Here is a 25,913-nt window from a genome sequence, read left to right as displayed (position 1 = left end):
GCTGGCCCCATGAGCGACTTCAGAGTGAACCCGGCCCCGCAGAACGACGCCCCGGGCGCGATGCTCGGCCGCGTGATCGTCTCGATGGTGCTGTTCCTCGGTGGCCTGGTCCTCATCGGCATCGGCGCCACCGCCGACCCGGCGATCGCCCCGTTCGTGTTCACCGGCGGCATCCTGGCGACCTGCCTGGCGTTCGGGCTGCCGATGATCGGCGCCAGCAAGGGCTGAGCCCTCACCGGCGCCGATCCTCGGCGCTTCCGTGGCGGTGGTGCCCGTCAGCTCGTGCCGGCCTCGATCTCCTCGCGGTCCGACCGGTGGCTGACCTCGATGCGGCGCGGCTTCGCGTCCTCGGCCACCGGGATGGTCAGCGTCAGCACGCCGTCGGCGTAGGACGCGCTGATCTGGTCGAGCGCCAGCCCGCGACCCAGCGTGAGCTGCCGCGCCACGGTGCCGGAGGGCCGCTCGCGCAGGAGCCACTGGCCCTCGCCCGAGCGTGGGGTGCGCTCGGCCCGGATGGTCAGGGTGCGGTCCTCGCACGAGACGTCGATGCTGCCCGGGTCGATCCCGGGCAGGTCCGCGGCGAGGACGTAGTGGTCGCCGTCGCGGAACAGGTCCATCGGCATGCCCGGTGCGTTCCTCGACGTGGTGAGCGACCCGAAGAGTCGGTCCATCTCCTGGAACGGGTCCCAGTAGGTAGCCATCGCGCATCACCTCCTCGACGGGGGCCACGGGGTGCGGCCCCGACCGCGATCAACGCGCCGGTCCGTCCGGCGTCGTCTGGCTACACCTCCTGATTTAGCACTCTCGACCCGAGAGTGCCAAGGGGGCTGCTTTCGCTCTCGGCGAACACGTGCCTCCAGCGTCGGCGTCCGGCAGAGTCAGACGGTCCAGCGCTGGTTGGCGCCGCCCCAGCAGGAGTACTGCTGCAGCCGGGTACCGTTCGCCGTCGACCCGCTCGGCAGGTCGAGGCACTTGCCGGAGTGGCGGGCGACGAGCTCGTGGCCGCTGCCGGCGGCGCGCAGCTCCCACTGCTGGTTGGTGCCGCTGCCGCAGGTGTACTGGATGATCGCCGCGCCGTCGGCGATGGATCCGCCGGTGACGTCGAGGCACTTGTCGGAGTGCTGGGCGACCAGCTGGTGGTAGCCGTTGCCCAGGTCTCGCAGCTCGAACCGCTGGTTCGAGCCGCTGCCGCACGTGTACTGGACCACCTCGGCGGCGTCCGCCGTGGAGGCGGAGACCACGTCGACGCACTTGCCGGACGCCTCGCTGACGATCTGCGTCACCGTGCCGCCGGGCCCGCCGCCCGAGACGTCGTCGCCCCACCCGTACCGCAACCGGTCTGCCCCGGACTGGTTGCGCAGCGTGAGGCCGAGATCGGTGCCGCTGCCGCTCAGGGCGTACATCGAGTACCAGTCGTAGCCGATCTGGCCCGTCTTGCCGCCGACCGCCGGCCAGTACGTCCCGCCCATCGAGTTCTCCCGCATGACCTGGGTCACTGCGCGGAGATAGCGCACGAAGTTGTCCGAGCTGCCGGCGTCGGCGTAGTTGCGACCGTCGCTCATCGGGGCGCCGTACTCGGTCACGACCGCGCGTGAGGCGCAGCTGCCGAGCCTCTCGCGGACGTGGCTCACCCAGCTGTCGTAGGTCTGCGAGCCGTACAGGAAGGCGTAGTGATGGAACGAGAACAGCGTGTCCGCGAACCGGGAGTCGTCGCACAGGTCACGCAGGTCCTGGCTGAACCCTGTCCCGCCGATCAGCACCCGGCTCGGCACGGCCGAGTAGTGGTAGTCGAGCCAGTCGGCAGCGAGGTTCCGCCACGCGGTCGAGCTGTAGCCGTGCGGCTCGTTCATCGGCTCGAAGTACACCAGGCTGTTCGAGCCGTACTGCGACGTCACCTGCGACCACATCGAGTTCCACGCGGCGAGGTCGGTGATGCGGCCACCGGAGGCGGCGCCGTCCTCCCAGTACGCCAGGATGACCTTCCAGCCGCGGTCGGTCGCTGCGTCGATGGTGGCGCGGTAGCTGTTCCACCAGCCCGAGCCGACCGTGTGCGTGTTGACCGGCAGGCGGACGGTGTTCACACCGAGCGTGCTCTCCATGTCGTCGTACAGGGCGTTGGCCTTGGCCTCGACGGCCGCGTAGCTGTCGGAGCTGCTGAGGCCGTCCAGGACGAGCGGGCCGGTGACGAAGTTGTCACCCAGCACCGCCCAGTTCATCCCGCGGAAGTCCTCGGTGGCGGCGGCGGCCGGCGCGGCGGACACCGTCACCGCGGCGACCGGCAGCAGGACCAGCGCGGCCAGCCCCGCCAGGAGCCGGGACAGGAGCTTGTTCATCATCAGAACCTCTCGTGCGTCGTTGCAGGGGAGTGGGTTCACCGAGATGGCAGCCGCTTCGGCGCGACGACCACGTCGGTGCGCGTGCCGACCGGGTGGAGATCACGTCGCCCGTGTCGACTGGCTCCGCACGGTAGTGCATAGGCGGTCACCGCAGTCCCGTCGAGGGCAGGCTCAATCTCAAACAAACACTTTCGATCAGTCGGCGTGCGACGAGCTGCTGGACGGCGGAGATCGTCGACGACGCACAGAGCACCCCGACGACGGCGCGGTCAGGCGGTGCTGCGCACCTCCTCGAGGAACCGCCGGCTGCGTTCGCGCAGGCTCTCGATCCGACGGTCGACGACGGTGGCGCGTGCGGCGTCGTCGTCGACCCCGGACTCGGCGAGGGTGGGCCTGCGCCGAACGTTGCGCGAGCAACGGAAGTCCGTGCAGATCAGGGTCCCGATGGTGTTCCCCTTGCGACCGGGGGCACCGGCTCGCCGGGCGACGTACAGCGACGTGTCGTTGCCGTCGCCGACGTCCTCGCACCAGGCGCACATCGCGGCGCGGCGGCTGCTGGTCTCCGGGGCGCGGAGGATGATGCCGACGGGTTCGCCGTCGAGCTCGGTGACCGCGTAGGCGGCGAGCGGCTGCTTGCGGTCCCGCCACCCGAGGTAGTCGAGACGGTCCCAGCGGATCGCCGCCAGGTCGGGCAGGATCATCCGCTGTCGCTCGCTGCGCGTGGCGTTGACGAGGCTGGCGCGGATCTGCTGTTCGGTGAGGGGGTTCATGGGTCGGCCTTCAGGAGCGGGCACCACCCGGGGTCGACGGCGCGACGAGCGCAGCGGCTCGGCGCTCGGCAGGCGGTGGTGCGGGCGGAGGTGGGCACGGCAGGGCCAGGTCACCTCCGCGCACGATCCGGTGTCGGATCAGCGGCAGGCGGCCTGGGTCGACGGGGTGCCCGAGCAGGCCTCGACGGCCACCCCGCTCCCCGCGACGACGCGCTGCATCTCTCGCTCCTCGACTCGGTGTCCCGGCCCGCCACTGCGGCACGACCGTCCACCATGGTGACACACGACGGTTGCCCCGGACCATGGAATACGTCCGGCGCCCTGGACCGCCGAACATGCGACGGGGGCCCGTCCGGCTGACCGGACGGGCCCCCATCACATGCTCGGCACCGAGGGTGGGTGGTGGGTGGTCAGAGCCCGGCGCGCACCGTCCGTGCCGCCTCGACCAGGTGGCGCAGCGACGGCTCCACCTCGGCGTAGGCCCGGGTCTTGAGCCCGCAGTCCGGGTTCGCCCACACCACCTCCGGGTCGATCGACCTCACCGCGAGACCGAGCAGCTCGGTGAGCTCGGCGGCCGACGGCACGCGGGGGGAGTGGATGTCGTAGACGCCCGGCCCGACGCCACGCGCATACCCGGCCGCGTCCAGCTCGGGGACGACCTCCATGCGCGAGCGCGCCGCCTCGATGGACGTCACGTCCGCGTCGAGGCCGTCGATCGCCCCGATGACCTCGCCGAACTCCGAGTAGCACAGGTGCGTGTGCACCTGCGTGGAGGCGGCCGCCCCCGCCGTCGCCAGGCGGAACGACCCCACCGACCACTCCAGGTAGGCCGGCTGGTCCGCACGGCGCAGCGGCAGCAGCTCGCGCAGCGCCGGCTCGTCCACCTGCACGACGGCCGTCCCGGCGGCCTCGAGGTCACGGACCTCGTCGCGCAGGGCGAGGGCCACCTGGTTCGCGGTGTCCGCCAGCGGCTGGTCGTCCCGCACGAACGACCACGCCAGGATCGTCACCGGGCCGGTGAGCATCCCCTTCACCGGGCGCGGCGTGAGCGACTGGGCGTGGCGCGTCCACTCCACCGTCATCGGCGCCGGCCGGGTGACGTCACCCCACAGGATCGGCGGACGCACGCACCGCGACCCGTACGACTGCACCCACCCGAGGTCCGTCGTCGCGAACCCGTCCAGCAGCTCCGCGAAGTACTGCACCATGTCGTTGCGCTCCGGCTCGCCGTGCACCAGCACGTCCAGCCCGATCTCCTCCTGCAGCCGGACCACGCGCTCGATCTCGGCACGCATCGCCGCGGTGTACGCCTCGTCGCCGAGCTCGCCCTTGGCCCAGGCCGACCGCGCCTTGCGGATCTCGGACGTCTGCGGGAAGGACCCGATGGTGGTCGTCGGCAGCGGCGGCAGCCCGAGCCGCTCGCGCTGGGCGGCGACCCGCTCGTCGTGCGCGCCCCGGGCGAAGTCCGCGTCGGTCAGGGCGGCCAGGCGCTCGCGGACGGCCGGGACGACGACGCCGACCGCGGCCGCGCGCTCGGCCAGGGCCGCGCTCGCCGCGTCGAGGTCCTCGCGGACCGCGTCCGGACCGTCGCTCAGGGCGCGGGCCAGCACGGTCACCTCGCGGACCTTCTGGTCGGCGAACGCCAGCCAGCGTCGGAGCTCGGGGGTCCGCCCGGCCCGGTCGGCCGCCGTGCCCTCCCAGGTCTCGTCCTCCACGTCGTGCGGGACGTGCAGCAGGGACGTCGACGTGCCGACCGTGAGGGCACCGGCGCCCAGCGGGCGCAGCGCGTCGAGCGTGTCGAGCCGGGCGGCCAGGTCCGTGCGCCAGATGTTGTGGCCGTCGACGACGCCCGCCACGAGCGTCTTGCTGCCCAGGCCGGGCACCGTGCCGTCCGTGCCGTCGCCGGTCGGGACCGCCCCCTTGACCAGGTCGATCGCGATCGCCTCGACGCCGGTGCCCGCGAGCAGCGCCAGCCCGTCGCGAGCCGGGACGGAGCCGTCCGACGTGTCCGTGGCCAGACCGCCGAACGGGGCGGCCACGAGCACGGCCGGACGCTCGGTGCCGACGGCGAGGTCGGTCAACGCCCCGTACGCGCTGGTGATCGCGGCGTCGATGCGGGCGGCGGGTGCGTCGACGGTGTCCGAGACGAGGACGGGCTCGTCGAGCTGCACCCACGGCACCCCGGCCGCGGCCAGCGCCCGGAGCAGGTCCGCGTACGCGGCGACGACGTCGTCGAGCCGGTCGAGCGGGTGGAAGCCCTCACCGGCGTCGTCCGCGGCCTTGGACAGGGCGAGGAACGTCACCGGTCCGACGAGCACCGGGCGGGTGGTGATCCCGGCCTCCCGGGCCTCGGCGAACTCCCGCACGACGCGGTCCCCGGCGAACGAGACCGGTGTGGACTCGCTGATCTCGGGGACCAGGTAGTGGTAGTTCGTGTCGAACCACTTGGTCATCTCGAGCGGCGCGTCCTCGCCGCGGCCCCGGGCGACGGTGAAGTAGCCCGCCAGGTCGAGCGCGCCGTCGTCGGCGACGAGGTCGCGGAACCGCTCCGGGACGGCGCCGAGCAGCGCGACGACGTCGAGCACCTGGTCGTAGAAGGAGAAGGAGCCGGGCACGGAGCCGTCGTCCGGGTCCAGCCCGAGCTGGACGAGGCGCTGCAGGGTGGCGCGGCGCAGCGCGGCGGCGGTGTCCTCGAGCTCGGCGACGTCGGTGCGCCCGGCCCAGTACGCCTCGACGGCGCGCTTGAGCTCGCGGCGCCGGCCCACGCGGGGGTAGCCGAGGATCGTGCCGCCGGGGAAGGCGGTGCCGGCCGGCGTGCCGGTCGAGGTGGTGTCGGTGGTGGTCATGAGCACTCCTGGTGTCGGTTTTCCCGCCGTGTTCGTCGCCGACCAGGAGGTTGTGCCCGTTCTCGTCGATCGTTGCGGGCGCAACCTCCTGCTCGGCGCCGGGTCAGACGGCGGGAGCCTGTGTCGGGATGCTCGGTACCAGCGGCCTTCTGGCCAGGTCGGGGACGCCGTGCGGCGTCCGACCGCCGAGGTGGACACCCTCGAGCAGGTCCAGAGCGGGTCGGTACTTGTTGAACGTGTACACGTGCAGACCGGGCGCGCCCGCATCGAGCACGCGCTGCGCGAGCTCGACGCCGAACGCGGTCCCGTAGGCGTGCTGCGCCTCCGGGTCCGGCAGGGCGTCCAGGGCGTCCAGCAGGTGCTGGGGCGCCGGGACGCCGGTGAGCTCCTCGACGCGACGGAGCCGGCGCGGCTCGGTCGCGGGCATCAGCCCGGCGAGGATCGGGATCGTCACTCCGGCCGCGCGGGCCTCGGTGACGAAGTCGGTGTAGCTGTCCGCGGCGTAGAACAGCTGGGTGATCGCGAAGGAGGCGCCGGCCTGCTGCTTCTCCAGCAGGCGGTGCACCTCCTGGGCGCGGGTGGTCCCGGCCTGGCGGTTGCCGTCGGGGAACGTCGCGACGGCGACCGTCAGGGGGCGTGCGGCTCCTCGGACGGCCGCGGCGGGGTCGACGGCGCAGCGGCGGGCCTCGACCTCGCGCAGCAGCGCGACGAGCTCGATCGAGGAGTGCACGCCGTCGGCCGGCGGCCGCCAGTCGGGCTGGTCGCGCGGGGGGTCGCCGCGCAGGGCGAGGAAGCTGCGCACGCCGGCCTCGAGGAACTCGTCGACGACGGCGGAGACGTCCTCGCGGGAGGCTCCCACGCAGGTCAGGTGGGCGATGGGGAGCACCGGTGTGCCCTCGAGGAGGGTGGCCACCACCTGGCGCGCGGTGGCGCGGTCACCGCCCCCGGCGCCGTAGGTCACGGAGACGAAGTCGGGGTTCGTGGCGACGAGCCGGCGTGCCGTCTCCCAGAACTTCGGGGCAGCCTCGGGCCGCCGCGGCGGCATGAGCTCGAAGCTCACCGTCGGGCGGTAGCGGTACGTCAGTGCCTCGGCGACCATGCGTCACTCCATCGGGCCTGGTGTTGAGCACCTTCGTCCTCGGGAGGCTTCCGTCGGAGAACGGGTTGCTGCGGCGTCGTCGAGCCAGGACTCTCGGCCGCTCTGGATGGCTTCGTGACCGACTCTACGCACCGACCACCCTACGGACAACCGCGACCGCATGATGAGATCGCGTCGCGGACGTCGATCCTCCGCCGCGCCGGCGACCTGCTCGACGACGCCGGCCACCGGGTCCTGCGGCTGCGAGGCGCCCGGGCCCTGCGCGACCGGGCCCTCGAGGCGCTCGCGGTGAGCGGGCTCGGTACCGAGCGGCCGGCACGGTGACGGTGCTCGGGGCCGAGCGGCGGCTCACCGGCTCGGCTCGGGGACCGCACGGCGACGCCGGGCCATGACCCGCACGATCGTCAGCAGCGCGAGCCCTGCGACGACGAGCGTCCAGGCTCCGACGATCCCGTAGACGGTGGCGGCCGCGCCGGTCATGGCCAGCGCTCCGCCCGATCCGATGGTGGTTCCCTGGTACATGGGTCTCCCTCCCTGGTGGTATGACCACACGGTCGGTCGGGATCCGGGGCCTCCAGCGGGCCCGGTCGGTCGGCTGGGCGGAGCGCGGCGAGGATCTGGGCGGAGCGCTGTGACGGGATGGGTGGTCCCGGGACCACGCAGGGTGTCCCGCGCACCCGTAGGCTGGCGGGCATGGACACCGAAGAGCGCCTTGCCGTCTTCCTCGACTACGAGAACCTCGCGCTCGGCGCCCGGGAGCACCTGGGTGGCATGCAGTTCGACTTCCAGCCGATCGCCGACGCCCTCGCGGTGCGCGGCCGGGTGGTGACGCGGCGCGCGTACGCGGACTGGTCGTACTTCGACGAGGACCGCCGGATGCTCACCCGCCACCAGGTCGAGCTCATCGAGATGCCGCAGCGGATGGGCGCCTCGCGCAAGAACGCTGCTGACATCAAGATGGTCGTCGACGCCATCGAGATGGCCTTCGAGCGGGAGTACATCTCGACCTTCGTCATGTGTACAGGCGACTCCGACTTCTCCCCGCTGGTGCACAAGCTGCGCGAACTCGACAAGCGCGTCATCGGCGTCGGCGTCGAGAAGTCGACCTCCCGCCTGCTGCCCTCCGCCTGCGACGAGTTCCTCTTCTACGACCGCCTCGAGGGTGTGGACGTCCCCGACGAGAGCGAGTCGCGGCCCAAGAAGAGCACCACGAAGCGCTCCGGCTCCGGCCGTGCCGGCACCCGTACCGCCGGCACCAGCACCGGCCGGGCCAAGACCGCACCCGTGCCTGACAGTGCCCCGGCCGACGCCGCGGCCACCCCGGCCGACGCCACCGCCGACGCGCCGTCGGGCACGGCGTCCGGCACGACGGGCAGGACGCGACGCAAGAAGCCCGAGATCACGCTCCCGGAACCCGTGGACGTGCCCGACCGGGCGCCCGAGCCGGCCAACGACGAGGACGACGACGCCCCCGCGGGCGAGCCGCCCACCATGGAGGTCAAGGTCGCCCAGACCCTCGCCGGTCTGCAGGGGTCGGCCTCCGGCTCCGTCACCGCCTCCCAGCTCAAGCGCACGCTCGTGCGCAAGGAGCCGACCTTCAGCGAGTCCGACTACGGCTTCCGCACCTTCGGGGAGTTCCTGCGCTACCTCGCCGACCGCGACGTCGTCGTCCTCACCGACGGGCCGTCCTCCGGCGACCCCGTGGTCGAGCTGCCCGAGCAGCCCGACAGCGCCAAGGCGTTCGACCTGCTGCGCACCGTCGTCCAGGAGGCGGGTGGCACCGCCGCGCTCTCCGGCCTGAAGAACCACGTGCGCAAGCGCCGGCCCGACTTCTCCGAGAAGGCGCTCGGCTACGGCGGGTTCCTGCAGTTCTGCAAGGCTGCTGCTGCCGCCGACGCCGTCGCCCTGGCCTGGGACGACGACGCCGAGGACTACCTCGTCACGCTCGGCTGAACCGAGAGGGGGGTGCCTCGGGCAGCGACCGGGGGCACAATGGGCCGGTGACGTACCGCATCCTCAAGCTCGTGCTGTCGCTCCTGGTGTACGTGTTCCTGCGTCCCCAGGTCACCGGCCTGCACCACATCCCCCGTCGCGGTCCCGTCATCATCGCGAGCAACCACCTGTCGTTCATCGACTCGATCATCCTGCCGCTGGTGGTGCCGCGGCACGTCACCTTCATCGCCAAGGCGGAGTACTGGACAGGTCGGGGCGTGCGGGGCCGCGTCTCGCGCTGGTTCTTCACGACCATGGGGCACATCCCCGTGGACCGCGAGGACCCGCGCGCCGGGCAGCGGTCCCTCGAGGACGCCCTGCAGGTGCTCCGACGCGGCGACGCGTTCGGCATCTACCCCGAGGGCACCCGGTCCCGGGACGGACGGCTGCAGAAGGGCCACACCGGGGTGGCCTGGCTGGCGCTCGCCGGCGCCGCACCCGTGGTGCCGGTCGCCCTGCGCGGCACCGACAAGGTGCAGCCCGTCGGCAAGCGGATACCTCGGCTCACCCGGGGGATCAGGGTCGACTTCGGCACCCCGATCGACCCCTCCCGGCAGATCGAGGCCGGCGCGCGGCCGGCCCAGGCGCGACGCCGGCTCACCGACGAGGTCATGACGTCGATCCACCGGATGAGCGGCCAGCAGCTCGCCGCCTGAGACGTTCCCCCGACCGGGGGAGGCGCTGCGCCGACGTGCTCGGCAGACTGGCCGAATGGCGACCCCCACGGCCCGACGACGGCGCCCCGGACCGCGGGGCGCCCTGCGCCCGCTGACCAGCGCGTCGACCGTGCGGGCCGGGGTCTACCTGATCATCGGCGGCGTCCTCGCGGGCGCCTACCTGACGCTGGTCGTCGGATTCGTGCAGATGCTCGCCGACACGGGGGTGCCCCGCGCCGCCGTCGTCGTCCTCGCCCTGCTGTCCGCCGCGATCGTCGGGACACCGCCGTTCCTCGAGCCGGTCCGCACGCTCCAGGTCCTGGCCGTGCGGACCTTCCTCGACGTGGACGCCGTCGACCTCCCCGAGCCGTCGGGCCGGCCGAGCCCCGCCACCCGGTGGCGGGGCGCCGCCTGGTACGTCCTGCACCTGGTGCTCGGTGCCGCCGTCACCGTCGGCCTCCTGCTCGCGGTGCCGCTGGCCACCCAGCTCGTGCTCTCCGCGGTGGGGGTCGACCGGGACTTCCTGCGCGTCACCGTGCCGATGATCAGTGACAGCCCGGTCGCCTGGGTCGCGCTGGCGGTCGTCCTGCTGCTCGCGCTGCCGTACCTCGTCGCGCTCGCCCGCCGGGTGCTGCGGCAGGCGGCGGTCCCCCTGCTCGGGCCCGACCAGTCGGCACGCATCGCCGAGCTCGAGGCCGACGCCCGCCGTGCCGCCGAACGGGGCCGGCTCGCCCGCGAGCTGCACGACTCGGTGGGCCACGCCCTGACGATCACCACGTTGCAGGCGGCCGCGGCCGCACGCCAGATCGACTCCGACCCCGAGGCCGCCCGCCGGGCGCTCGCCGCCGTCGAGGAGACCGGTCGCACCGCGATGGCCGACCTCGACCACGTGCTCGGGCTGCTGCGAGCGCACACCGGGTCCACCGACACGCCACCGACCGGCACCCCCGTCCCGGCGCCACCGGCGCGCGGCCTGCGCCACCTGGCCGACCTGGTGGCGGAGGCACGGCGCGCGGGGACCAGCGCCGTGCTGTCCACCGACCCGCAGGTGGACCGGACCGACGTGCCGGCGGCCGTGTCCCGGGAGGCCTACCGCATCGTGCAGGAGGCGCTGACCAACGCCGTCCGGCACGCGCCGGGCGCCACGGTCGAGGTCGCTCTGGCGGTGCAGGACGAGGCGTTGGAGATCGAGGTCTTCAACGCGGTCCGGCCCGCGACGTCGACGCCGGTGGGCGGCGCCGCAGCGGGCCGTGCGGCAGGCGGGGGTCGTGGCCTGCCCGGGATGGCCGACCGGGTGCGTCTCCTCGACGGCCACCTCGCGGCTGGGCCCGAACCGGCGGTCGCGGCGCCGGGGGACCGGGACGGCGCGCACCGGTGGGCGGTGCGGGCGCGCCTCCCGCTGGGTGCGAGAGGATCCGCCACGTGAGGTCCTTCCACGGTGACGGTGACGGCGACGGCGCAGCGACCGGCGCAGGACCGGTGCGGGTCGCGATCGTCGACGACGAGCCGCTGGTGCGTGCCGGGCTGCGGGTCGTGCTCGACGCCGAGCCGGGCCTCCGGGTGGTCGGGGAGGCCGAGGACGGCACGGGCGTCCTGCGGCTCGTCGCCGACACGACGCCCGACGTGGTGCTCATGGACGTGCGGATGCCGCGCGTGGACGGCATCGCCGCGACGCGAGCCCTCCTCGACCCCGCCCGACGAGGGCCCACGCCCCGGGTGCTCGTGCTGACCACCTTCGAGAACGACGACCACGTGCTCGACGCCCTCCAGGCGGGCGCGCAGGGGTTCCTGCTGAAGCGAGCGCGTCCCGACGAGATCGCGCGGGCCGCCGTGCACCTGGTCGCCCGGGGCGACTCGCTGCTGTTCCCCGACGCCGTGCGACGCCTCGCCACCGCACGGCCGCCGTCGGGCGACGCGCTCGCCTCGGCCCGGCTCACCGAGCGGGAGGGGGAGGTGCTGCGGCTGATGGCGGACGGGATGTCGAACGCCGAGATCGCGGCCGCGCTATACCTCGGTGTCGAGACGGTGCGCACCCACGTGGGCAACGTGCTGGGCAAGCTGGGCGTCCGGGACCGCACCCAGGCCGTGGTCCGGGCGTACACCTCGGGGTTCGTGCAGGCCGGCTGACGTTCCCCCGACCGGGGGAGGGGAGTGGTCGCGGCGGGGGATCCGCCGTCCTCCGGCTCCCGCGAGGCTCGAGGCATGACCACGAACGAAGCACCGCACCGGTCCTCACCGCCCAGCGTCCCGCCACCCAGGGCCCCGCCACCCAGGGTCCCGTCACGAGGGGGCCGCCGGGTCGAGACCCTCGCCGTCCTGTGGTGGCTCGCCGGCCTGGCCCTCGCCCTCGTCCTGCGGGGGACGGTAGGCCCCGCGGTCGCCGCACCCGAGGCGATCAACCACGGGCTGCTCCGCGACGTCTCCGCTACCACCCTTGCCGGTGGGGTCGTGGCGCTCGCAGCCCTCGGGTCGCTGCTCGCGGTGTGGATGCGTGCGGGGCGGCCGACCGGGCGCGGCGCGCGCGTCGTCCTGGTCGGTGGCACGAGCGTCGTCCTGCTGGCCTGCCTGCTCCTGGTGGACGCGACGGTCCTGGCCGGTCTCGGCTACCTGCCCGCGCTCGTGGTGACGTCGGCGTTCAGCGCCGAGGTGCGCGAGGCCCTCGGCTACTACGGGGAGCCGGCGTTCCTGCTCCAGGCCGGGGCGCTGGGCGGCGCGGTGCTGCTCGCGGTGGCCACGGTCCGGTCCGCGCGGCGCGGCAGAGGAGCGTGCGAGCGGTGCGGGCGCCGGCACGACGGCGTGGTCCCGGCGTGGACGACGCCGGCAGCCGCGCTGCGACGGGGCCGCACCGCGGCGCTCGTGGCTGCGGCCGTCCCGGCGTTCTACGGCCTCACCCGCATCGCGTGGGCACTGGGGATCCCGCTGGGCTTCTCGCGGGAGGAGGTCGAGTCGATGCGCGGGGTGGACCTGCTCGGGCCGGTCGGGCTGGGCTCGTTCGCCCTGCTGGGCGCGGTGCTCACGCTCGGTCTCTACCAGCGCTGGGGCGACGTCTTCCCCCGCTGGACGCTGGGCCTCGCCGGCGAGCGGGTCCCGGTCGGTCTCGCCGTCGTCCCCGCGACCGTCGTCGCGGTGGCCGTGCTTCCCGCCGGGGTGTCCATGATCGCGATCGGTCTGTCCGAGGGACTGTTCGGGCTCGACGCCGAGACGTGGGCTGCCGTGGGACCAGCCTTCCTGTGGCCGCTCTGGTCGCTCGCCCTCGGTGCGGCCACCTACGCCTACTGGCTGCGGCGGCGTGGCACGTGCCGCACCTGCGGGCGGGGCTGAGCGCAGATTCACCCTGCGGCGCGGTCGCGAGCGCCGGGACGAGGCGCACCATCGAAGGATGGGCATCGACGCGCCCCTCGCCGACCGGGTCTTCGAGACCGGCGTCGCGATGATGGAAGGGCTCAGCATCTACCTCGGGGACCGGCTGGGCTGGTACCGCGAGCTGGCTGCGGTCGGCCGGCTCACCCCGGCCGAGCTCGCCGAGCGGACGCACACCCAGGAGCGCTACGCCCGGGAGTGGTGCGAGCAGCAGGCGGCGGCGGGATTCCTCACCGTCGACGACGGAGGGGTGTCCGGAGGCGGCGGGGCAGGCCCGCGCTTCGGCCTCGACGCGGAGGGTGTCGCCGTGTTCACCGACGTCCGCTCGACCGATCTCCTCGCGCCGTTCGTCCGGCTCGTCGCAGCCTCCGCGGTCCAGCTCCCCGCCCTGGTGGAGGCGTACCGCCACGGCGGCGGGGTGTCGTGGGACCAGCTCGGCGACGACGCCCGCGAGGGTCAGGCGGACATGAACCGGCCGTGGTTCGAGCAGGTGCTGCCCGGTGAGCTCGCCGGCGTGCCGCACCTGCACGAGGCGCTCGGCCGGCCCGGGGCGGCCGTGGCGGACGTCGGGTGCGGGTACGGCTGGTCGACGGTCGCGCTGGCACGCGCCTACCCGCAGGCCAGGGTGGTGGGCATCGACGTCGACGGCCCTTCGGTCGAGCGCGCCCGGACCATCGCCGCGGAGCGGGGCGTCGAGAACGTCGAGCTCGTCCACAGCGCCGGGGAGGACGTCGAGGGTGGTCCGTACGACGTCGTGTTTCTCTTCGAGTGCCTGCACGACATGCCCCGCCCGGTGGAGGTGCTCACCGCGGTGCGCAGGTCGCTCTCCGACGGGGGCTTCGTCGTCGTCATGGACGAGGCCGCCGACGACGCGCTCACCACCCCCGCCGACCTCGTCCAGCGCGCGCTGTACGGGTTCAGCACGTTGTGCTGCCTGCCCGACAGCCTCAGCCACCCCGGCAGCGCCGGCACCGGGACGGTGATGCGGCGTCCTGTGCTGGAGCGGTACGCCCACGAGGCCGGCTTCAAGGACGTGACCGACCTGCCGATCGAGGACTTCGGCTTCTGGCGGTTCTCCGAGCTGCGCTGAGCAGGGGGGCGGAGGGGCCTGCGGCCTCCGCCGTCACTCCGGCCGGGACCCCGGCGGCGGGGTCTGGTCGACGTCCGTCCACACCTCCGTCATCTCGGTGACGAGCCCGTCGTGCACCGTGACGAAGCTCGCCACCTCGAAGTGCTGCCGCTCACCGGCGCTCGTCCCGGTGACGTGGGCGCGCGAGACCGCCCGGTCGCCCTCGGCGACGCAGTCGAGCAGCTCGAACCGCTCGAACCCCGGGTACTCGGCGTTGAGCCGCACCCACCCGACGCGGTCGAACGTCTCGCCGGTGTGCACCAGCCGGCAGGTGAAGTCCGGGTGGAGCAGACCGGGCAGGTCCTCCCAGCGGTGACCGTCGATGACCTCGGCGAGCTGCTCGATCACGTCTCTCGATGACATGAGCCGAGCGTCCCAGGCGGCTCCGACATCCCTGGGCCGACGGCGCTCAGGAGCGCCAGCGGTAGATGTGCTCCGGGCGCCCGGGCCCGCCGTACCGGGGGACCCGGACGGCGAGGTCGTGGTGCGCGAGGTGCTCGAGGTAGCGGCGCGCCGTCACCCGTGCGGTGCCGAGCCGGTCGCCCAGGTCGGCGGCGGACAGGCCCGCCTCGCCGGCCGCGCGCAACAGGTCCACGACGGCGTCTAGCGTGGCCTCGCTCAGGCCCTTCGGCACCGCCGCCTGACCGCCGCCTCGCAGCGCCGCGAACGCGCGGTCGACGTCCTGCTGGGCCGCCTCGGTGCCGTGCTCGGTGAGCTGGTCGCGGAAGGCGGCGTAGCGCTCGAGCTTGTCCTTGAAGGCGGCGAGCGTGAACGGCTTGAGCAGGTACTGGACCACGCCGTAGGCCACGACCGACCGGACCACGCGGATGTCCCGGGCGGAGGTGACCGCGATGATGTCGACCAGGTGGCCCTTCGCCCGCAGGCCCCGGCAGACGTCGAGCCCGGTCATGTCCGGGAGGTAGAAGTCCAGCAGGACGAGGTCGACGTCGTGGCTCGCGACGAACTCCCAGGCCTCCTTGCCGCGGTGCACGACGCCGGCAGTGGTGAAACCGGGGACGCGCGTGACGAACTCGGCGTGCGCCGCGGCGATCTGCGGGTCGTCCTCCACGACGAGCGTCCTGATCGTCACGCCGCATCACCTCCGGGTCGCGTGCCGGGCAGCCGCACGGTGAACGTCGTCGCGCCGTCGTGCGTCACGTCGACGCTGCCCCCGTGCCGGCCGATGACCTGGCGGACGAGCGCGAGGCCGAGGCCCTGACCCCGGGCGCCGGCGGCTTCCTTGGTGGTCCATCCGCGGGTGAAGATGTCGTCCACCCGGTCCGCGTCCACACCGGCACCGGAGTCGGAGACCTCGAGCACCAGGCCGCCCTGCAGGCCCTGGGCCGTGACGGTGACCCGGCGCGGTGGCGGTGCGGCCAGCGCCGCGTCGATGGCGTTGTCGACGAGGTTGCCGACGACGGTGACGAGGTCGCGGGGCGGGACGTCGACGTCCCGCACCTCGGTGTCGTCGGTGACCACCAGCTCGACCCCCTTCTCGTGGGCCTGCGCCGCCTTGCCGAGCAGCAGCGCGGCGAGGGCGGGCTCGTCCACCGACCCGACCACCTGGTCGGCGAGCTGCTGGGCGGTGGCGAGCTCGACGGTGGCGAGCTCGACCGCCTTCTCCGGCTGGCCGAGCTCGATCATCGTCACCACGGTGTGCAGGCGGTTCGCCGACTCGTGCGCCTGGGCGCGCAGCGCCTCGGCGAACCCCCGGGCGGAGTCGAGCTCGTCGTTCAGGGTCTCGAGCTCGGTGTGGTCGCGCAGCGTGGTGACCACACCGAGCACCGTGCCGTCCTTCGTCGCCGGCTCCGAGCTGGCGACGAGGACCCGGTCGCGGTACACGAGCAGCCGGTCGCTCACCGGCTCGCCGGAGATCAGCAGGGAGCGCAACGGCTCGTCGAGCCCGAGCTCGTCCACGTCCCGTCCCTGCGCGTCCTCGGGAAGGTCGAGGAGACGGGCGGCCTCGTCGTTGGCGAGCGACAGCCTCCCGTCGAGGTCGACGATCAGCAGGCCCTCCCGCACCGCATGGAGCACGGCGTCGTGCTGCTCGTACATGCGGGTGATCTCCACGGGTCCGAGCCCCAGGGTCTGCCGGTCCAGCCGCCGGCTGATGGCCCAGGAGCCGAGCGCGGCGACCGCGATCGCGGCACCGGCCACCCCCAGCAGGGCCGGGACCCTCGCGAGGAGCTCCTGGCCGATCTGCGTGCGCAGGACGCCGATGGAGAGCAGCGCCGCGACCTCGCCCTCCTCGTCGTGCACCGGCAGCACGGCCCGGACCGACGGGCCGAGCGTGCCCTCGTAGGTCTCGGTCACCGTGCCGCCCTCCAGGGCCGGTCCCACGGTGCCGAGGAACGCCTCGCCGATCTGGTCCGGGTCCGGGTGGGTGTAGCGGGTACGGTCGGTGGCCATGAACACGACGAAGTCGGTGCCGGTGGCCTCGCGCACCGACTCGGCGACCGGCTGGAGGGCCGCCGACGGATCGTCCTCGGTCAGTGCGGAGCGGACCTCGGGCAGCTCGGCCAGGGCCGAGCCAGGGTGAGCACCCTGCGCTCGGCCCCGGCCTCGCTGACGCGCTGCGCGTCGAGGAACGCGACCAGCGTCCCCGCACCGACCAGGAGCACCACCACACCGACCTGCAGCAGGAAGAGCTGTCGAGCCAGGCTCGTGCGACGGCGCATGGGTTCAGTGTTCCAGGCCTCGTGGCGCGACCGTCAGACGGTGATGCCCAGGGCCCAGCCGCCGAGCAGCAGCATCGCCCCGGTGATCAGCACCGTGCCGATGAGGTTGAGCCAGACGCCGGCGCGCAGCATCTGTCCCATCGTGACGTAGCCGGAGCCGAAGACGATCGCGTTCGGGGGCGTGCCCACCGGCAGCATGAAGCTGCAGGTGGCGGCGAAGGCTGCCGGGACCAGCAGCAGCATCGGGTCGATGCCGATGCCCAGCGCCACACCGGCGAGGACGGGCAGGAACGTCGCCGCGGTGGCGGTGTTGCTGGTGAGCTCGGTGAGGGCCAGGACCACCAGGCACACCGCCGCCACGAGCAGCACGGCCGGCAGGACGCCCAGCCCGTCGAGCTGGGTGCCGATGTAGCCGCTCAGCTCGGTCTCCTGCACGGCCCGGGCCAGGGAGAGGCCGCCGCCGAAGAGCAGCAGCACGCCCCACGGGATGCCGGACTGTGCGGTGCGCCAGTCCAGCGTCATGACGGGCTTGCCCTGCTTCGACGAGGCGGGGACGAGGAACAGCACGACCGCGGCCGCGATGGCGATCATCGCGTCGTCGACGTGCTCCATGAAGGGCAGCAGCCCCGAGTCGGTGAGCACGTCGCGGAACACCCACAGCAGCGCCGTCGTGGTGAAGACCGCCGCGACGATCCACTCGCCGCGCGACATCCGGCCCAGCTTCGCGAGCTCGGCGTCGATGACCTCCCGCCCACCGACGACGTCGGTCAGCCTGGTCCGGTAGACGACCCTCGTCAGCAGGAGCCAGGCCACCACGAGGAACACGGCCGACAGCGGGACGCCGATCTTCATCCAGTCCGCGAACCCGATCGTCATGTCGAGGCTCTCCTCGGCGAACCCGGCCAGGATGAGGTTCGGCGGGCTGCCGATCAGGGTCGCGAGGCCTCCGATGGTCGCGGCGAACGCGATGGAGAGCATCAGGCAGACGGCGAAGTTCCGGGTGTCCTTGTCCCCGAACATCTGGGACACGGGGCCCTTGCCCTCGGCAGGGCCGGCAGCGCCGGCATCGTTCGTGCGGGTGTCCTTGTCCTGGCTCGCGACCAGGGCGAGGACGCTGATGCCGATGGGCAGCATCATCAACGTGGTCGCGGTGTTGCTGACCCACATCGACAGGAACGCGGTGGCGATCATGACGCCGAGCACGAGCTGGCGTGGCTTGGTCCCGATCGCTCGCATCACCACCAGCGCGATCCGCTTGTGCAGGTTCCACTTCTGCATGGCGAGGGCGAGCATGAACCCGCCCATGAACAGGAACACCGTCGGTGAGGCGTAGGGCGCCGTGGCGTCGTTGACGGACAGGACCCCGGCGACGGGGAACGCGACGATGGGCACCAGCGAGGTGACCGCGAGCGGCAGCGCCTCGGTCATCCACCACACGGCCATCGTGATCGCGACGGCGGCGGTGGCGCGGGCGCCGTCCGTGAGCGCCGCGTCCTGGGGCAGCAGGAGATAGGCGGCCAGCCCGAGGACGGGGCCGAGGACGCGCCCGATCCACAGCCGCGCCCCCGGCAGGTGTTCCTCGTCAGCTCCTGGTCGTGGGCCCGCCGAGCGGCGGGCTCGTTCCTCGGTCACCTCGAGCGTGGTCATCGTCGACACCTCCGTGTTTGCCTCGTTGCCCTGCGAAGGTGACACGGATCACGCTGTCGAGTCTCGCTACTGTTCCTAACGGTCGCGGGGGGAGGGGAGCACGCCGGGCACGTCGCGCAACCGGTCGGCGAGCTCGTGGCCGTCCGTCCCGGTGACGGTCGGCACGGCGGACCGCCGTCCGGAGCCCTCGAGCGCCGCACCCTCCGGCCCGGCCCCCGGGCCGCCGTCGGGCGGGTTGCCTGCGAGCACGTGCTCGGTGCGTCCGAGCCGGCGGATCGCGACGGCTGCGACCTGGCCGGGCCGCCGCTCGACGGCGCGGGCGTAGATGCCGGTGTCGTGCTGGCCGTCGTCGCCGACCAGCAGCCACCGCACGTGCGGGAACCAGTCCATCAGGAGGGCGAGGCTCGCGTCCTTGTGGGCCTCCCCGCTGCGGAACCAGCCGGTCATCGTGGGGCCCCAGTCGGTGAGCAGCAGCGGCCCCGGAGGATAGGCGTTGCGGGCGAGGAACGCCCGGAGCGTCGCCGCGGTGTTCCAGGCGCCGGTCGAGACGTAGACGAACGGGCTCTCGGGGTGGGCGTCGCGCAGCTCCCGGTAGAGCTCGGGCATCCCCGGCACCGCGCGCCGTGCGCTGGAGTGGCGCACGAACGTGTTCCACGCGGCGAGCAGCGGGCGCGGCACCGACGTGACCATCGTGGTGTCGTCGATGTCGCTGACCACGCCGAACCGGGTCTGCCCGTCGATGACGAGGAGCGGCGCGTCGACGGAGCTCCGGGGCCCGACGGCGCCGCGCCCGGCCGCGTCGTCCGCCGTCGGCGGCGCTCCGACGTCCCGCAGGCGCGCACGCTGCCATCCGGGCGGCAACGGCGGGTCGGCCGGGACGTCCACCTGGACGTCGAGGTAGCCCGCGCGGTCGGTGAGGACGACCTCGTGGGCCCCGCCGACCTGCACCTCGACACGGCGGTGGGGGGCGGGCACGGTGAGGAAGTGCCGGAAGCCGCGCCGCCCGGCCCGCGACGCGGAGTCCCCCGCGACCCGGCCGGGCCGGGCCAGCAGCACCCGGGCGAGCACCCGTACCCGCTCCGGCGACCCGTACCCGGTGTAGGCCTCGATCCAGGGCCGCCAGCCGGCACGGGCGAGCAACCAACCGGCCACGTCGTAGAAGCGGTCCTCGATCACGGCGGCCAGGTGCGGCCGCTGCGACGGGTGCGGTGTCTGGGTCATCATGCGGACTTCCTCCGATCGTGGACGGCCGGGCGTGCCGGCCCCTCCGGAGCCGTCCACGCCGCTATCAGACCAGGTCGCGGGCCTCCGCGCACGGTGCCACCATCGCTGCCATGGATCTCTCCGTGCTGACCCGGCCCGCCCCTCGTACCTCCGTGCCGCGTACGCTGACGCGGATCGTGCTCGGGCTGGCGCTCGTGGGTGCCGGCGTGTCGCACCTGACGACGGCGCGCGGGGAGTTCCAGGCTCAGGTGCCCGGCTGGTTGCCGGTGGACGAGGACGTCACGGTCCTGGCCTCGGGCGTGGTCGAGATCGTCCTCGGCGGGTCGCTGGTGGTGCTGTCGCGCTGGAAGGTCGCCGTGGGGCTGGCGGCAGCGGCGTTCTTCGTGGTGATCTTCCCCGGGAACGTCGCCCAGTGGCTCGAGGGCAAGGACGGGTTCGGGCTGGACACCGACGCCAAGCGGCTCGCGCGGTTGCCGTTCCAGGCGGTGCTGATCGCCGCCGCACTCTGGTCGACGGGCGCGTGGTCCGCGCTGCGCGGCACCGACGAGCCGGGCCGCCGCTCCGACGGGTGAGCAGGTCGCTCCCGTGCCTAGCATGCGGCGATGAGCGACACCGACCTGCCCGACGGCGAGCACCAGACCCCCGCGGGGGTCACGGACGCGACCGTCGAGGCGCTCGGGATGCTGAGCGAGGCGTTGGAGACCGTCGAGCGTGCCCGCGGGCACCTGTACACGTTCCACCAGCTCACCGGCGAGGCCGACCTGGCCCTCGGCGACGCGGTGGACAAGCTGCGCGAGGCGGGGCACGACGACGTCGCGCGCCGGATCTCCGAGGACCTCGTCGGGCGCAACGTGCTCCCCGGCCGGTGGACGTTCCAGATCGTCGAGGACTACGACGACGGGTACTGGCAGGTCTTCCGCGACCACGAGCGCAGTGCGCGCGAGGCGCTCGCAGGCGGGGTGCGGCACCTGTGGGAGGCCCGGATGAAGCAGGAGCGCCGGACGCGAGGCCGCCCGGGGCACGAGGTGGCTCCGGGCGACGCGGACGGTTAGCCCGCTGTCGGCCGGTCGCCTGCCGGGTCGGCCGGCAGGCCCTCCCACAGCCGGGAGGCGACCGCCGCGGCACCCTCGGCGTCTCGCGCCGCGCAGAGGCTGATGAGTTCCTCGTGCCGCTCGAGCGAGCCCTGCGCGTACTTCCCCGGCGGCGTCGTGACCCTCCGGCACCAGTTCGAGCTCGACGCCGGACGCGTCACGCGGCTCGCCATCGAGGTGTGACCGCTCGCACGACCGCCACCCGAGCGGACGCCGGTGCGGTGAGGCCGGCCTCGTCAGGTGACCGGCAGGACGCCCGGGTGGCGCGTCGCGGCTGAGACGGGTGTCTCGCGCACCGCCGACGCGGCCTCGGGTTTCGACGACCTCCACACCGGCATCGGCGGCCTACGCCCCATCGACCGCGTCGACAACGTGCCGAGTCAGTACACCGAGCGAAGGACGCGGTAGCGAAGGTGGGTCTCGCTCGCGAAGGCCGACGTCTCGAGGCGTTCCAGCTCGATGCGCTGACCCAGACCGGCGAAGAGCGAGATGCCCTCACCGAGCAGGAACGGTGCGACGTCGAGGTGGAGCTCGTCGACGAGTCCGAGCCGGAGGCACTGCCGCGAGATGCTTCCTCCGAGCAGGCTGACCCACTTGTCGCCCGCCGCCTGCTTGGCCGACTCGACCGCCCGCGCGACGTCGTCGACCACGAAGGTGTAGGTGATGCCGTCCCGCTCGATCGGCTCGTGCGCGGTGCGGGTCATGAGGTACACCGGCACCTTCAGCATGCCGCCGTAGGGGATCTCGCCGTCGACGATGGTCTGCGTCGTGTTCGCTCCTCCGACGACGGCCCCGATGCGGCGGACGACCTTCTCGACGACGTCGTCGTCCTCGGGAGCAGAGGGTCGGCCGAACATCCAGTCGACCCCGCCGTCCGCGTCCGCGATGAACCCGTCGACGGTCATCGTTGCGTGGACGATCACTCGGGCCATGATCTGCTCCTCCGGTAGAGGTGAGTCAGGCGACTTGCCTCTACCGAAAGTACCGGTTGCCATGAGGTGAGTCAACCGACTCGCCTCCAGGACCGCTGGGGTGCTGGGCGTAACGCCTTGCGCGCCGCACGCCGGCCGGCCTCCAGCCTGGCGATGACGTCGCCGGCACTGGTCGTGGCCCATCGGGGCGGTCGTCGCGTCCCAGGGTCTTCATCGAGACCCCACATGAGGCCGATGAGGCCCGCAGTGCCAGATCACTCACCTCAACTGCGTGGAACCGCTGAACGCTTCATCCTGATTCGTGACTACTGAGTCGACATACTGGGCGAGTGACACGTCCGCTCCCCTCGTACCACCGCGATGTCGCCGCGACGAACCGCGCGGCGATCCTCGACGCGGCGGTGCGACTGTTCCTCGAGTCCGGGTACGACCGCACGTCGCTGGCACGCGTCGCCCAGGACGCGGGCGTCTCCAAGGCGACCCTGTTCAAGCAGTTTCCGACGAAGGCCGAGCTGTTCGAGGCGACGGTGCTCACAGCGGGCGGGCCGCCCGACGCCGAGGTCGCGGACCCTCGGACGGGGGACCTCCACGCAGGCCTGGTGGCGCTGGGTCGCGCGTATGCGGAGCTGTTGACCCGCCCCCGCATGGTCGCCCTGATGCGGGTGGTCATCGCCGAGTCGCCACGATTCCCCGAGCTGCGTGAGCGCACCTTCGACTTCGGCACGTTGCCCGTGCTCGCGGCCCTCGGACGCTATCTCCGAGCGGAGCACGAGGCGGGATCCGCCAGGATCGAGGACCTGGACACTGCGTCGGCCCAGTTTCTCGGCATGATCGCGTCCGCGATCTTCTGGCCGCGCCTCGTGCACGGGACCTGGACGATCACCGACGACGAGCAGCTCCGCGCCGTCGACGAGGCCGCTCGCACGATCGCCGCACGCTATGCCGCGCCCGCGGGCTCGACTCCTTCGGCGACGGCTTAGCCCCGCCGGCTCAGAGCGTCCGGCCCTCGGGCGCGGACGGGCTCGCGCCGGTGACCGTCGGGCACGTGGCGAGGTGGTCGTCGACCAGCCCGCACGCCTGCATGGCCGCGTACGCCGTCGTCGGCCCGAAGAACCGGAAGCCCTCCTTCTTGAGGGCCTTGGCCAGCGCCTTCGACTCGTCGGTGGCCGCCGGGACGTCCTGCCAGGTGGCGAGCCGTTCTGTCCGGGGCGGGGGAGCGAAGGACCAGAACAGCTCGTCGAGTGTGCGGCCGGACTCGTGCAGAGCCAGGACGGCGCGGCCGTTGGAGACGGTGGCCTCGACCTTGGCGCGGTTGCGCACGATGCGGGCGTCGCCCAGGAGCCGCTCGACGTCGTCGGGCGTCATCGCCGCCACCCGCTCGGGCGCGAAGCCGTGGAACACCTCCCGGAACGCGTCGCGCTTGCGCAGGATGGTCAGCCAGGACAGCCCGGACTGGAAGCCCTCCAGGGCGATCCGTTCGAGGAGCTCGGCCTCGCCGTGCACGGGGTGGCCCCACTCCGTGTCGTGGTACGCGGCGTAGAGCGGGTCGCCGTCGCCGAAGCAGCGTCCGACGATGGCCGGCGTCGTCTCCTGGGTCATGGGCACAGCCTGCCGGACGGGACCGACAGAGGCGGTCCCGCTGCGCGAGGGGAGGACCCCTCGCGCAGCGACACCACTCAGGTCGACGGCGTGGTCACCGGGCCTGACCGCCGGGTACGAACCCAGACCACCGCGACGATGATGGCGAGGGCGAGGGTCACGGGCACGAACAGCGCCGGGGTCATCGCACCCACGGACCGGTCGAACCGGTCGGCGAGGTCGGCGTGCGGCACGAGCCCGAGGCTGAAGTAGAGGACGTTGAACACGCTGTGGATGACGACAGCGATCTCGATCCCTCCGGTGCGCCACGTGACGAGTGCCGTGGCGACGGACACGACGACGTAGAGGACGTTCCACCAGGGGTCGGCTGCGAGGTGCAGCACGGCGAACACCAGCGCAGACATCGCGATGCCGATGACGAGCGACGCCGTGCGACCGCGAGCCCAGCTGCCCGCGACGCGGAAGACGAGCCCGCGGAGGCCGTACTCCTCACCCGCGGCCTGGAGCGGCACCAGGAGCACGACGACGAGGAACACCCCGATGATGTCCTGGCGGTCCCACACGCCGGTTCCGGCGGGTTCCACGAACTCGGTGACGGAGAGCGCGACCGCGAGGAGCGGCACGATCAGCACCAGCGCACGCCCGAACAGGTCGAAACGGAAGCGGCTCTCGACCGAGTGGAGCGACGCGGGCGACACCCCGTAGAGCCAGCGCTGGATGATCATGCTGAACGGGATGAGCAGGGCGACCCCGATCAGGCCCGAGGCGAGCAGCACGGGCGAGGTGTACATCGAGCCCGGCTCTCCTCCGGATCGCAGGAGCCCGTCGGCCCACGAGGCGACGATGCTCAGCAACGCGGTCGCGCCGAACATGCCGATGAACAGCAGGGCGATGGCGAGGATGCCGCGGCCGATGCGTCGCTTCTCTCCCGCCAGCACCCGGTGGTACTCCACCCCCGGCGGGACGAGCCTCGGTGCCTGTGATGTCGGTGCTGGAGCTGTCATGGTCCTTCTCCCTCTCTGAGCCGTCGATCAACTCAGCCGAGTACAAACCATGACGTCGCGTCGGGGTCAAGGCCCTCTCGGACAGGTGCCGCGACAGGTGAACCGAGGCGTGCCAGGCACCAGCCCGACAAGGGCCGGGGCGTCACGTCAGCAGGCGGCCTCCCCGACCACGACGGCGTCCTCGACGTCCGCGAAGGTGTCCCGCAGACCGCCCCTGACGATCGGGTGGTCGTCGACGATCAGGAGCCGGATCATCGGTCGGCCTCCTGCGTGGCGCTCGCGCCCCCGGGGCGATCGCCGGGACGCGCGTACTGCTCTGCACCTCGACGTGACCGCCGACCCCTCGGACGCGCTGGCGCATGCTCGTCAGGCCGGAGTCCGTTGAAAGAGGCGAATCGGTTCGATGATTGCCGCGGAAAACGGCTGGATCACGGTCGTGTCACGCCCCTTGCGTGACCTGGAACACGTAGGTTAGTGTCGAACCGGTTCGCAAGAGTTCAACGGAGATCGAGGAGGCACGGTGGCCACCATCGGGGACGTCGCCCGCGTCGCGGGGGTCTCGCGCAGCACGGCGTCCTACGCGCTGTCCGGCAAGCGCACGATCTCCGTCGACGTCCGTCGCCGCGTCGAGGACGCCGTCCGCGAGCTCGGCTACACCCCGAACGCCGGTGCGCGGGCCCTCGCCACCTCGCAGACCCGCGTGATCGGTCTGCTCGCCCAGTTCCTCGAGGACGAGTTCGCCCCCGCGATGCTGCAGTACATGCTCGGGGTCTCGAACACCGCCCGCGAGCTCGGCTACGACATCCTGCTGTCCACCGAGGCCGACGGCCGGAACGCACTGCGCCGCATGACCGACTCGCGCATGGTCGACGGCATCGTGCTGCTCAACGTGGCCGAGCACGACGACCGCCTGCCCATCCTGCGCGACGCCCCGCAGCCGGGTGCGCTCGTCGGGCTGCCCGCGGACTGCACCGGCGTGGACGTCTTCGACCTCGACTTCGAGGACGCCGGCCGCACGATGGTGGAGCACCTGCACCGCCTCGGCCACCGTGAGCTGGTCCTCGTGTCGCAGCCGGAGCACGTCGTCGAGCGCGGCGGCGCCTACGTCTGGCGGCTGCAGAACGCCGCCGTCGAGGCCGCGCGCGCCCGGGGCATCACCCTGCACGCCGCGTTCGGCGCGGCGCACCAGCCCGACGTCGGCCGCGACCTGCACGCGCTGCTGGACGCCCATCCCCGCGCCACGGGCCTGCTCATCAACAACGAGGCCGCCGCGGCGGCGCTGCCGACCGTGCTGCACGACCGCAAGCTCTCCGCGCCGGCCGACCTGTCCGTCGTCGGGCGCTACTCGGACGAGTTCGCCCGCACGTTCTCCCTGCCGTACTCCTCGATCGAGAGCGCACCCGACCGTCTCGGCCGCATGGCCGTGCGCGAGCTCGTGCGCCGCATCGAGGGTCAGGCGGGACCCGACGAGCCGCACCTGGTGCGGTTCGTCTCGCCCGAGCTGATCGACCGGGGCAGCACGGCCGCCCCGCGAGGGGACTGATTCCGCG

Annotated in this window: 27 protein-coding genes and 1 riboswitch; of the genes, 12 read left to right on the top strand and 15 right to left on the bottom strand. The window is 73.0% G+C overall.

The annotated features are described in order from the left end of the window. The first annotated feature begins 9 nt into the window (after positions 1-9). Positions 10-228 carry a hypothetical protein gene (locus tag HDG69_RS16030; protein WP_171784831.1) on the top strand — a complete coding sequence of 73 codons (219 nt, stop codon included), beginning with the start codon at positions 10-12 and terminating at the stop codon, positions 226-228. 47 nt (positions 229-275) lie between these two features. Here HDG69_RS16030 and HDG69_RS16025 read toward each other — a convergent pair whose 3' ends face one another. From HDG69_RS16025 to HDG69_RS16005, 5 genes are all read right to left on the bottom strand, one after another. Next, on the bottom strand, positions 276-701 hold the full coding sequence (locus HDG69_RS16025) for an Hsp20/alpha crystallin family protein (protein ID WP_171784830.1): 426 nt from the start codon (positions 699-701) through the stop codon (positions 276-278). A 177-nt stretch (positions 702-878) separates the two neighbouring features. Then, positions 879-2,336: a ricin-type beta-trefoil lectin domain protein gene (locus HDG69_RS16020; RefSeq protein ID WP_171784829.1), complete on the bottom strand. Its 1,458-nt coding sequence runs from the start codon at positions 2,334-2,336 to the stop codon at positions 879-881. A 269-nt stretch (positions 2,337-2,605) separates the two neighbouring features. Continuing rightward, positions 2,606-3,106, bottom strand: coding sequence for an FBP domain-containing protein (locus HDG69_RS16015; RefSeq protein WP_171784828.1), 501 nt, complete (start codon positions 3,104-3,106; stop codon positions 2,606-2,608). A 410-nt stretch (positions 3,107-3,516) separates the two neighbouring features. Beyond that, positions 3,517-5,952: a 5-methyltetrahydropteroyltriglutamate--homocysteine S-methyltransferase gene (metE, locus tag HDG69_RS16010; protein WP_171784827.1), complete on the bottom strand. Its 2,436-nt coding sequence runs from the start codon at positions 5,950-5,952 to the stop codon at positions 3,517-3,519. Between the two features lie 103 nt (positions 5,953-6,055). Continuing rightward, complete coding sequence (locus HDG69_RS16005) at positions 6,056-7,051, bottom strand: methylenetetrahydrofolate reductase (RefSeq protein WP_171784826.1); 996 nt, start codon at positions 7,049-7,051, stop codon at positions 6,056-6,058. A 5-nt stretch (positions 7,052-7,056) separates the two neighbouring features. Beyond that, a riboswitch (SAM riboswitch) is annotated at positions 7,057-7,164 on the bottom strand. A gap of 1 nt (position 7,165) precedes the next feature. On the opposite strand from HDG69_RS16005, the gene HDG69_RS16000 reads away from it, so the two are divergent. Then, complete coding sequence (locus HDG69_RS16000; protein ID WP_171784825.1) at positions 7,166-7,375, top strand: hypothetical protein; 210 nt, start codon at positions 7,166-7,168, stop codon at positions 7,373-7,375. A gap of 24 nt (positions 7,376-7,399) precedes the next feature. On the opposite strand, the gene HDG69_RS15995 is transcribed toward HDG69_RS16000, so the two are convergent. Beyond that, complete coding sequence (locus HDG69_RS15995; RefSeq protein WP_171784824.1) at positions 7,400-7,573, bottom strand: hypothetical protein; 174 nt, start codon at positions 7,571-7,573, stop codon at positions 7,400-7,402. A gap of 171 nt (positions 7,574-7,744) precedes the next feature. Between HDG69_RS15995 and HDG69_RS15990 the strand changes: the two genes are divergently transcribed. The 6 genes from HDG69_RS15990 to HDG69_RS15965 all read left to right on the top strand — a co-directional run bounded on the left by HDG69_RS15990 (position 7,745) and on the right by HDG69_RS15965 (position 14,149). Further along, positions 7,745-9,004, top strand: a complete 1,260-nt coding sequence (locus HDG69_RS15990) for an NYN domain-containing protein (protein WP_171784823.1) — start codon at positions 7,745-7,747, stop codon at positions 9,002-9,004. Positions 9,005-9,051: 47 nt separating this feature from the next. Next, the gene (locus HDG69_RS15985; protein WP_171784822.1) at positions 9,052-9,699 is read left to right on the top strand and encodes a 1-acyl-sn-glycerol-3-phosphate acyltransferase; all 648 of its coding nucleotides are present in this window, start codon (positions 9,052-9,054) and stop codon (positions 9,697-9,699) included. 55 nt (positions 9,700-9,754) lie between these two features. Further along, positions 9,755-11,125 carry a sensor histidine kinase gene (locus tag HDG69_RS15980; protein WP_171784821.1) on the top strand — a complete coding sequence of 457 codons (1,371 nt, stop codon included), beginning with the start codon at positions 9,755-9,757 and terminating at the stop codon, positions 11,123-11,125. After that, positions 11,122-11,826: a response regulator transcription factor gene (locus tag HDG69_RS15975; protein ID WP_343036476.1), complete on the top strand. Its 705-nt coding sequence runs from the start codon at positions 11,122-11,124 to the stop codon at positions 11,824-11,826. Before HDG69_RS15980 ends, HDG69_RS15975 begins: the two co-directional genes overlap by 4 nt. 75 nt (positions 11,827-11,901) lie before the next feature. Continuing rightward, a complete protein-coding gene (locus HDG69_RS15970) occupies positions 11,902-13,020 on the top strand; it encodes a hypothetical protein (RefSeq protein WP_171784820.1) in 1,119 nt (372 codons plus the stop codon). Positions 13,021-13,078: 58 nt separating this feature from the next. Further along, positions 13,079-14,149 carry a class I SAM-dependent methyltransferase gene (locus HDG69_RS15965; protein ID WP_171784819.1) on the top strand — a complete coding sequence of 357 codons (1,071 nt, stop codon included), beginning with the start codon at positions 13,079-13,081 and terminating at the stop codon, positions 14,147-14,149. Between the two features lie 33 nt (positions 14,150-14,182). Here the strand turns inward: HDG69_RS15965 and HDG69_RS15960 are convergent, their stop codons facing one another. The 6 genes from HDG69_RS15960 to HDG69_RS15940 all read right to left on the bottom strand — a co-directional run bounded on the left by HDG69_RS15960 (position 14,183) and on the right by HDG69_RS15940 (position 19,737). Continuing rightward, the gene (locus tag HDG69_RS15960; protein WP_171784818.1) at positions 14,183-14,551 is read right to left on the bottom strand and encodes a nuclear transport factor 2 family protein; all 369 of its coding nucleotides are present in this window, start codon (positions 14,549-14,551) and stop codon (positions 14,183-14,185) included. A 46-nt stretch (positions 14,552-14,597) separates the two neighbouring features. Then, positions 14,598-15,278: a response regulator gene (locus HDG69_RS15955; protein WP_343036475.1), complete on the bottom strand. Its 681-nt coding sequence runs from the start codon at positions 15,276-15,278 to the stop codon at positions 14,598-14,600. Continuing rightward, a complete protein-coding gene (locus tag HDG69_RS15950; protein WP_246256734.1) occupies positions 15,275-16,681 on the bottom strand; it encodes a sensor histidine kinase in 1,407 nt (468 codons plus the stop codon). Before HDG69_RS15950 ends, HDG69_RS15955 begins: the two co-directional genes overlap by 4 nt. Next, positions 16,678-16,866, bottom strand: coding sequence for a hypothetical protein (locus HDG69_RS18720; RefSeq protein WP_216645781.1), 189 nt, complete (start codon positions 16,864-16,866; stop codon positions 16,678-16,680). The genes HDG69_RS15950 and HDG69_RS18720 overlap by 4 nt, the downstream gene beginning before the upstream one ends. Positions 16,867-16,899: 33 nt before the next feature. Beyond that, complete coding sequence (locus HDG69_RS15945; protein WP_171784817.1) at positions 16,900-18,513, bottom strand: SLC13 family permease; 1,614 nt, start codon at positions 18,511-18,513, stop codon at positions 16,900-16,902. A 75-nt stretch (positions 18,514-18,588) separates the two neighbouring features. Further along, on the bottom strand, positions 18,589-19,737 hold the full coding sequence (locus HDG69_RS15940; protein WP_171784816.1) for an App1 family protein phosphatidate phosphatase: 1,149 nt from the start codon (positions 19,735-19,737) through the stop codon (positions 18,589-18,591). Positions 19,738-19,847: 110 nt separating this feature from the next. Here HDG69_RS15940 and HDG69_RS15935 point away from each other — a divergent pair, with 110 nt between their 5' ends. Further along, positions 19,848-20,309, top strand: a complete 462-nt coding sequence (locus tag HDG69_RS15935) for a DoxX family protein (protein ID WP_171784815.1) — start codon at positions 19,848-19,850, stop codon at positions 20,307-20,309. A gap of 30 nt (positions 20,310-20,339) precedes the next feature. After that, positions 20,340-20,789, top strand: coding sequence for a hypothetical protein (locus HDG69_RS15930; RefSeq protein ID WP_171784814.1), 450 nt, complete (start codon positions 20,340-20,342; stop codon positions 20,787-20,789). 419 nt (positions 20,790-21,208) lie between these two features. Here the strand turns inward: HDG69_RS15930 and HDG69_RS15920 are convergent, their stop codons facing one another. Beyond that, positions 21,209-21,760 carry a dihydrofolate reductase family protein gene (locus HDG69_RS15920; RefSeq protein ID WP_171784812.1) on the bottom strand — a complete coding sequence of 184 codons (552 nt, stop codon included), beginning with the start codon at positions 21,758-21,760 and terminating at the stop codon, positions 21,209-21,211. A 329-nt stretch (positions 21,761-22,089) separates the two neighbouring features. On the opposite strand from HDG69_RS15920, the gene HDG69_RS15915 reads away from it, so the two are divergent. Next, on the top strand, positions 22,090-22,740 hold the full coding sequence (locus HDG69_RS15915) for a TetR/AcrR family transcriptional regulator C-terminal domain-containing protein (protein ID WP_171784811.1): 651 nt from the start codon (positions 22,090-22,092) through the stop codon (positions 22,738-22,740). A gap of 10 nt (positions 22,741-22,750) precedes the next feature. Here the strand turns inward: HDG69_RS15915 and HDG69_RS15910 are convergent, their stop codons facing one another. Together HDG69_RS15910 and HDG69_RS15905 are read right to left on the bottom strand one after the other, a co-directional pair. Beyond that, entirely contained in the window at positions 22,751-23,359 is a 609-nt protein-coding gene (locus tag HDG69_RS15910) for a DNA-3-methyladenine glycosylase I (protein WP_171784810.1), read from the bottom strand. A 77-nt stretch (positions 23,360-23,436) separates the two neighbouring features. Continuing rightward, positions 23,437-24,363 (bottom strand): CPBP family intramembrane glutamic endopeptidase, encoded by a 927-nt coding sequence (locus HDG69_RS15905; RefSeq protein WP_171784809.1) that lies wholly within the window; start codon positions 24,361-24,363, stop codon positions 23,437-23,439. A gap of 520 nt (positions 24,364-24,883) precedes the next feature. Between HDG69_RS15905 and HDG69_RS15895 the strand changes: the two genes are divergently transcribed. Beyond that, positions 24,884-25,906: a substrate-binding domain-containing protein gene (locus HDG69_RS15895; protein ID WP_171784808.1), complete on the top strand. Its 1,023-nt coding sequence runs from the start codon at positions 24,884-24,886 to the stop codon at positions 25,904-25,906. The last annotated feature ends 7 nt before the right edge of the window (positions 25,907-25,913 follow it).

Source organism: Isoptericola halotolerans, from assembly GCF_013149785.1.
In the GTDB taxonomy this organism is placed as follows: domain Bacteria; phylum Actinomycetota; class Actinomycetes; order Actinomycetales; family Cellulomonadaceae; genus Isoptericola; species Isoptericola halotolerans.
The sequence above is the reverse complement of the archived record's forward strand: the minus strand, read 5'-3'. Positions and strand labels throughout refer to the sequence as shown.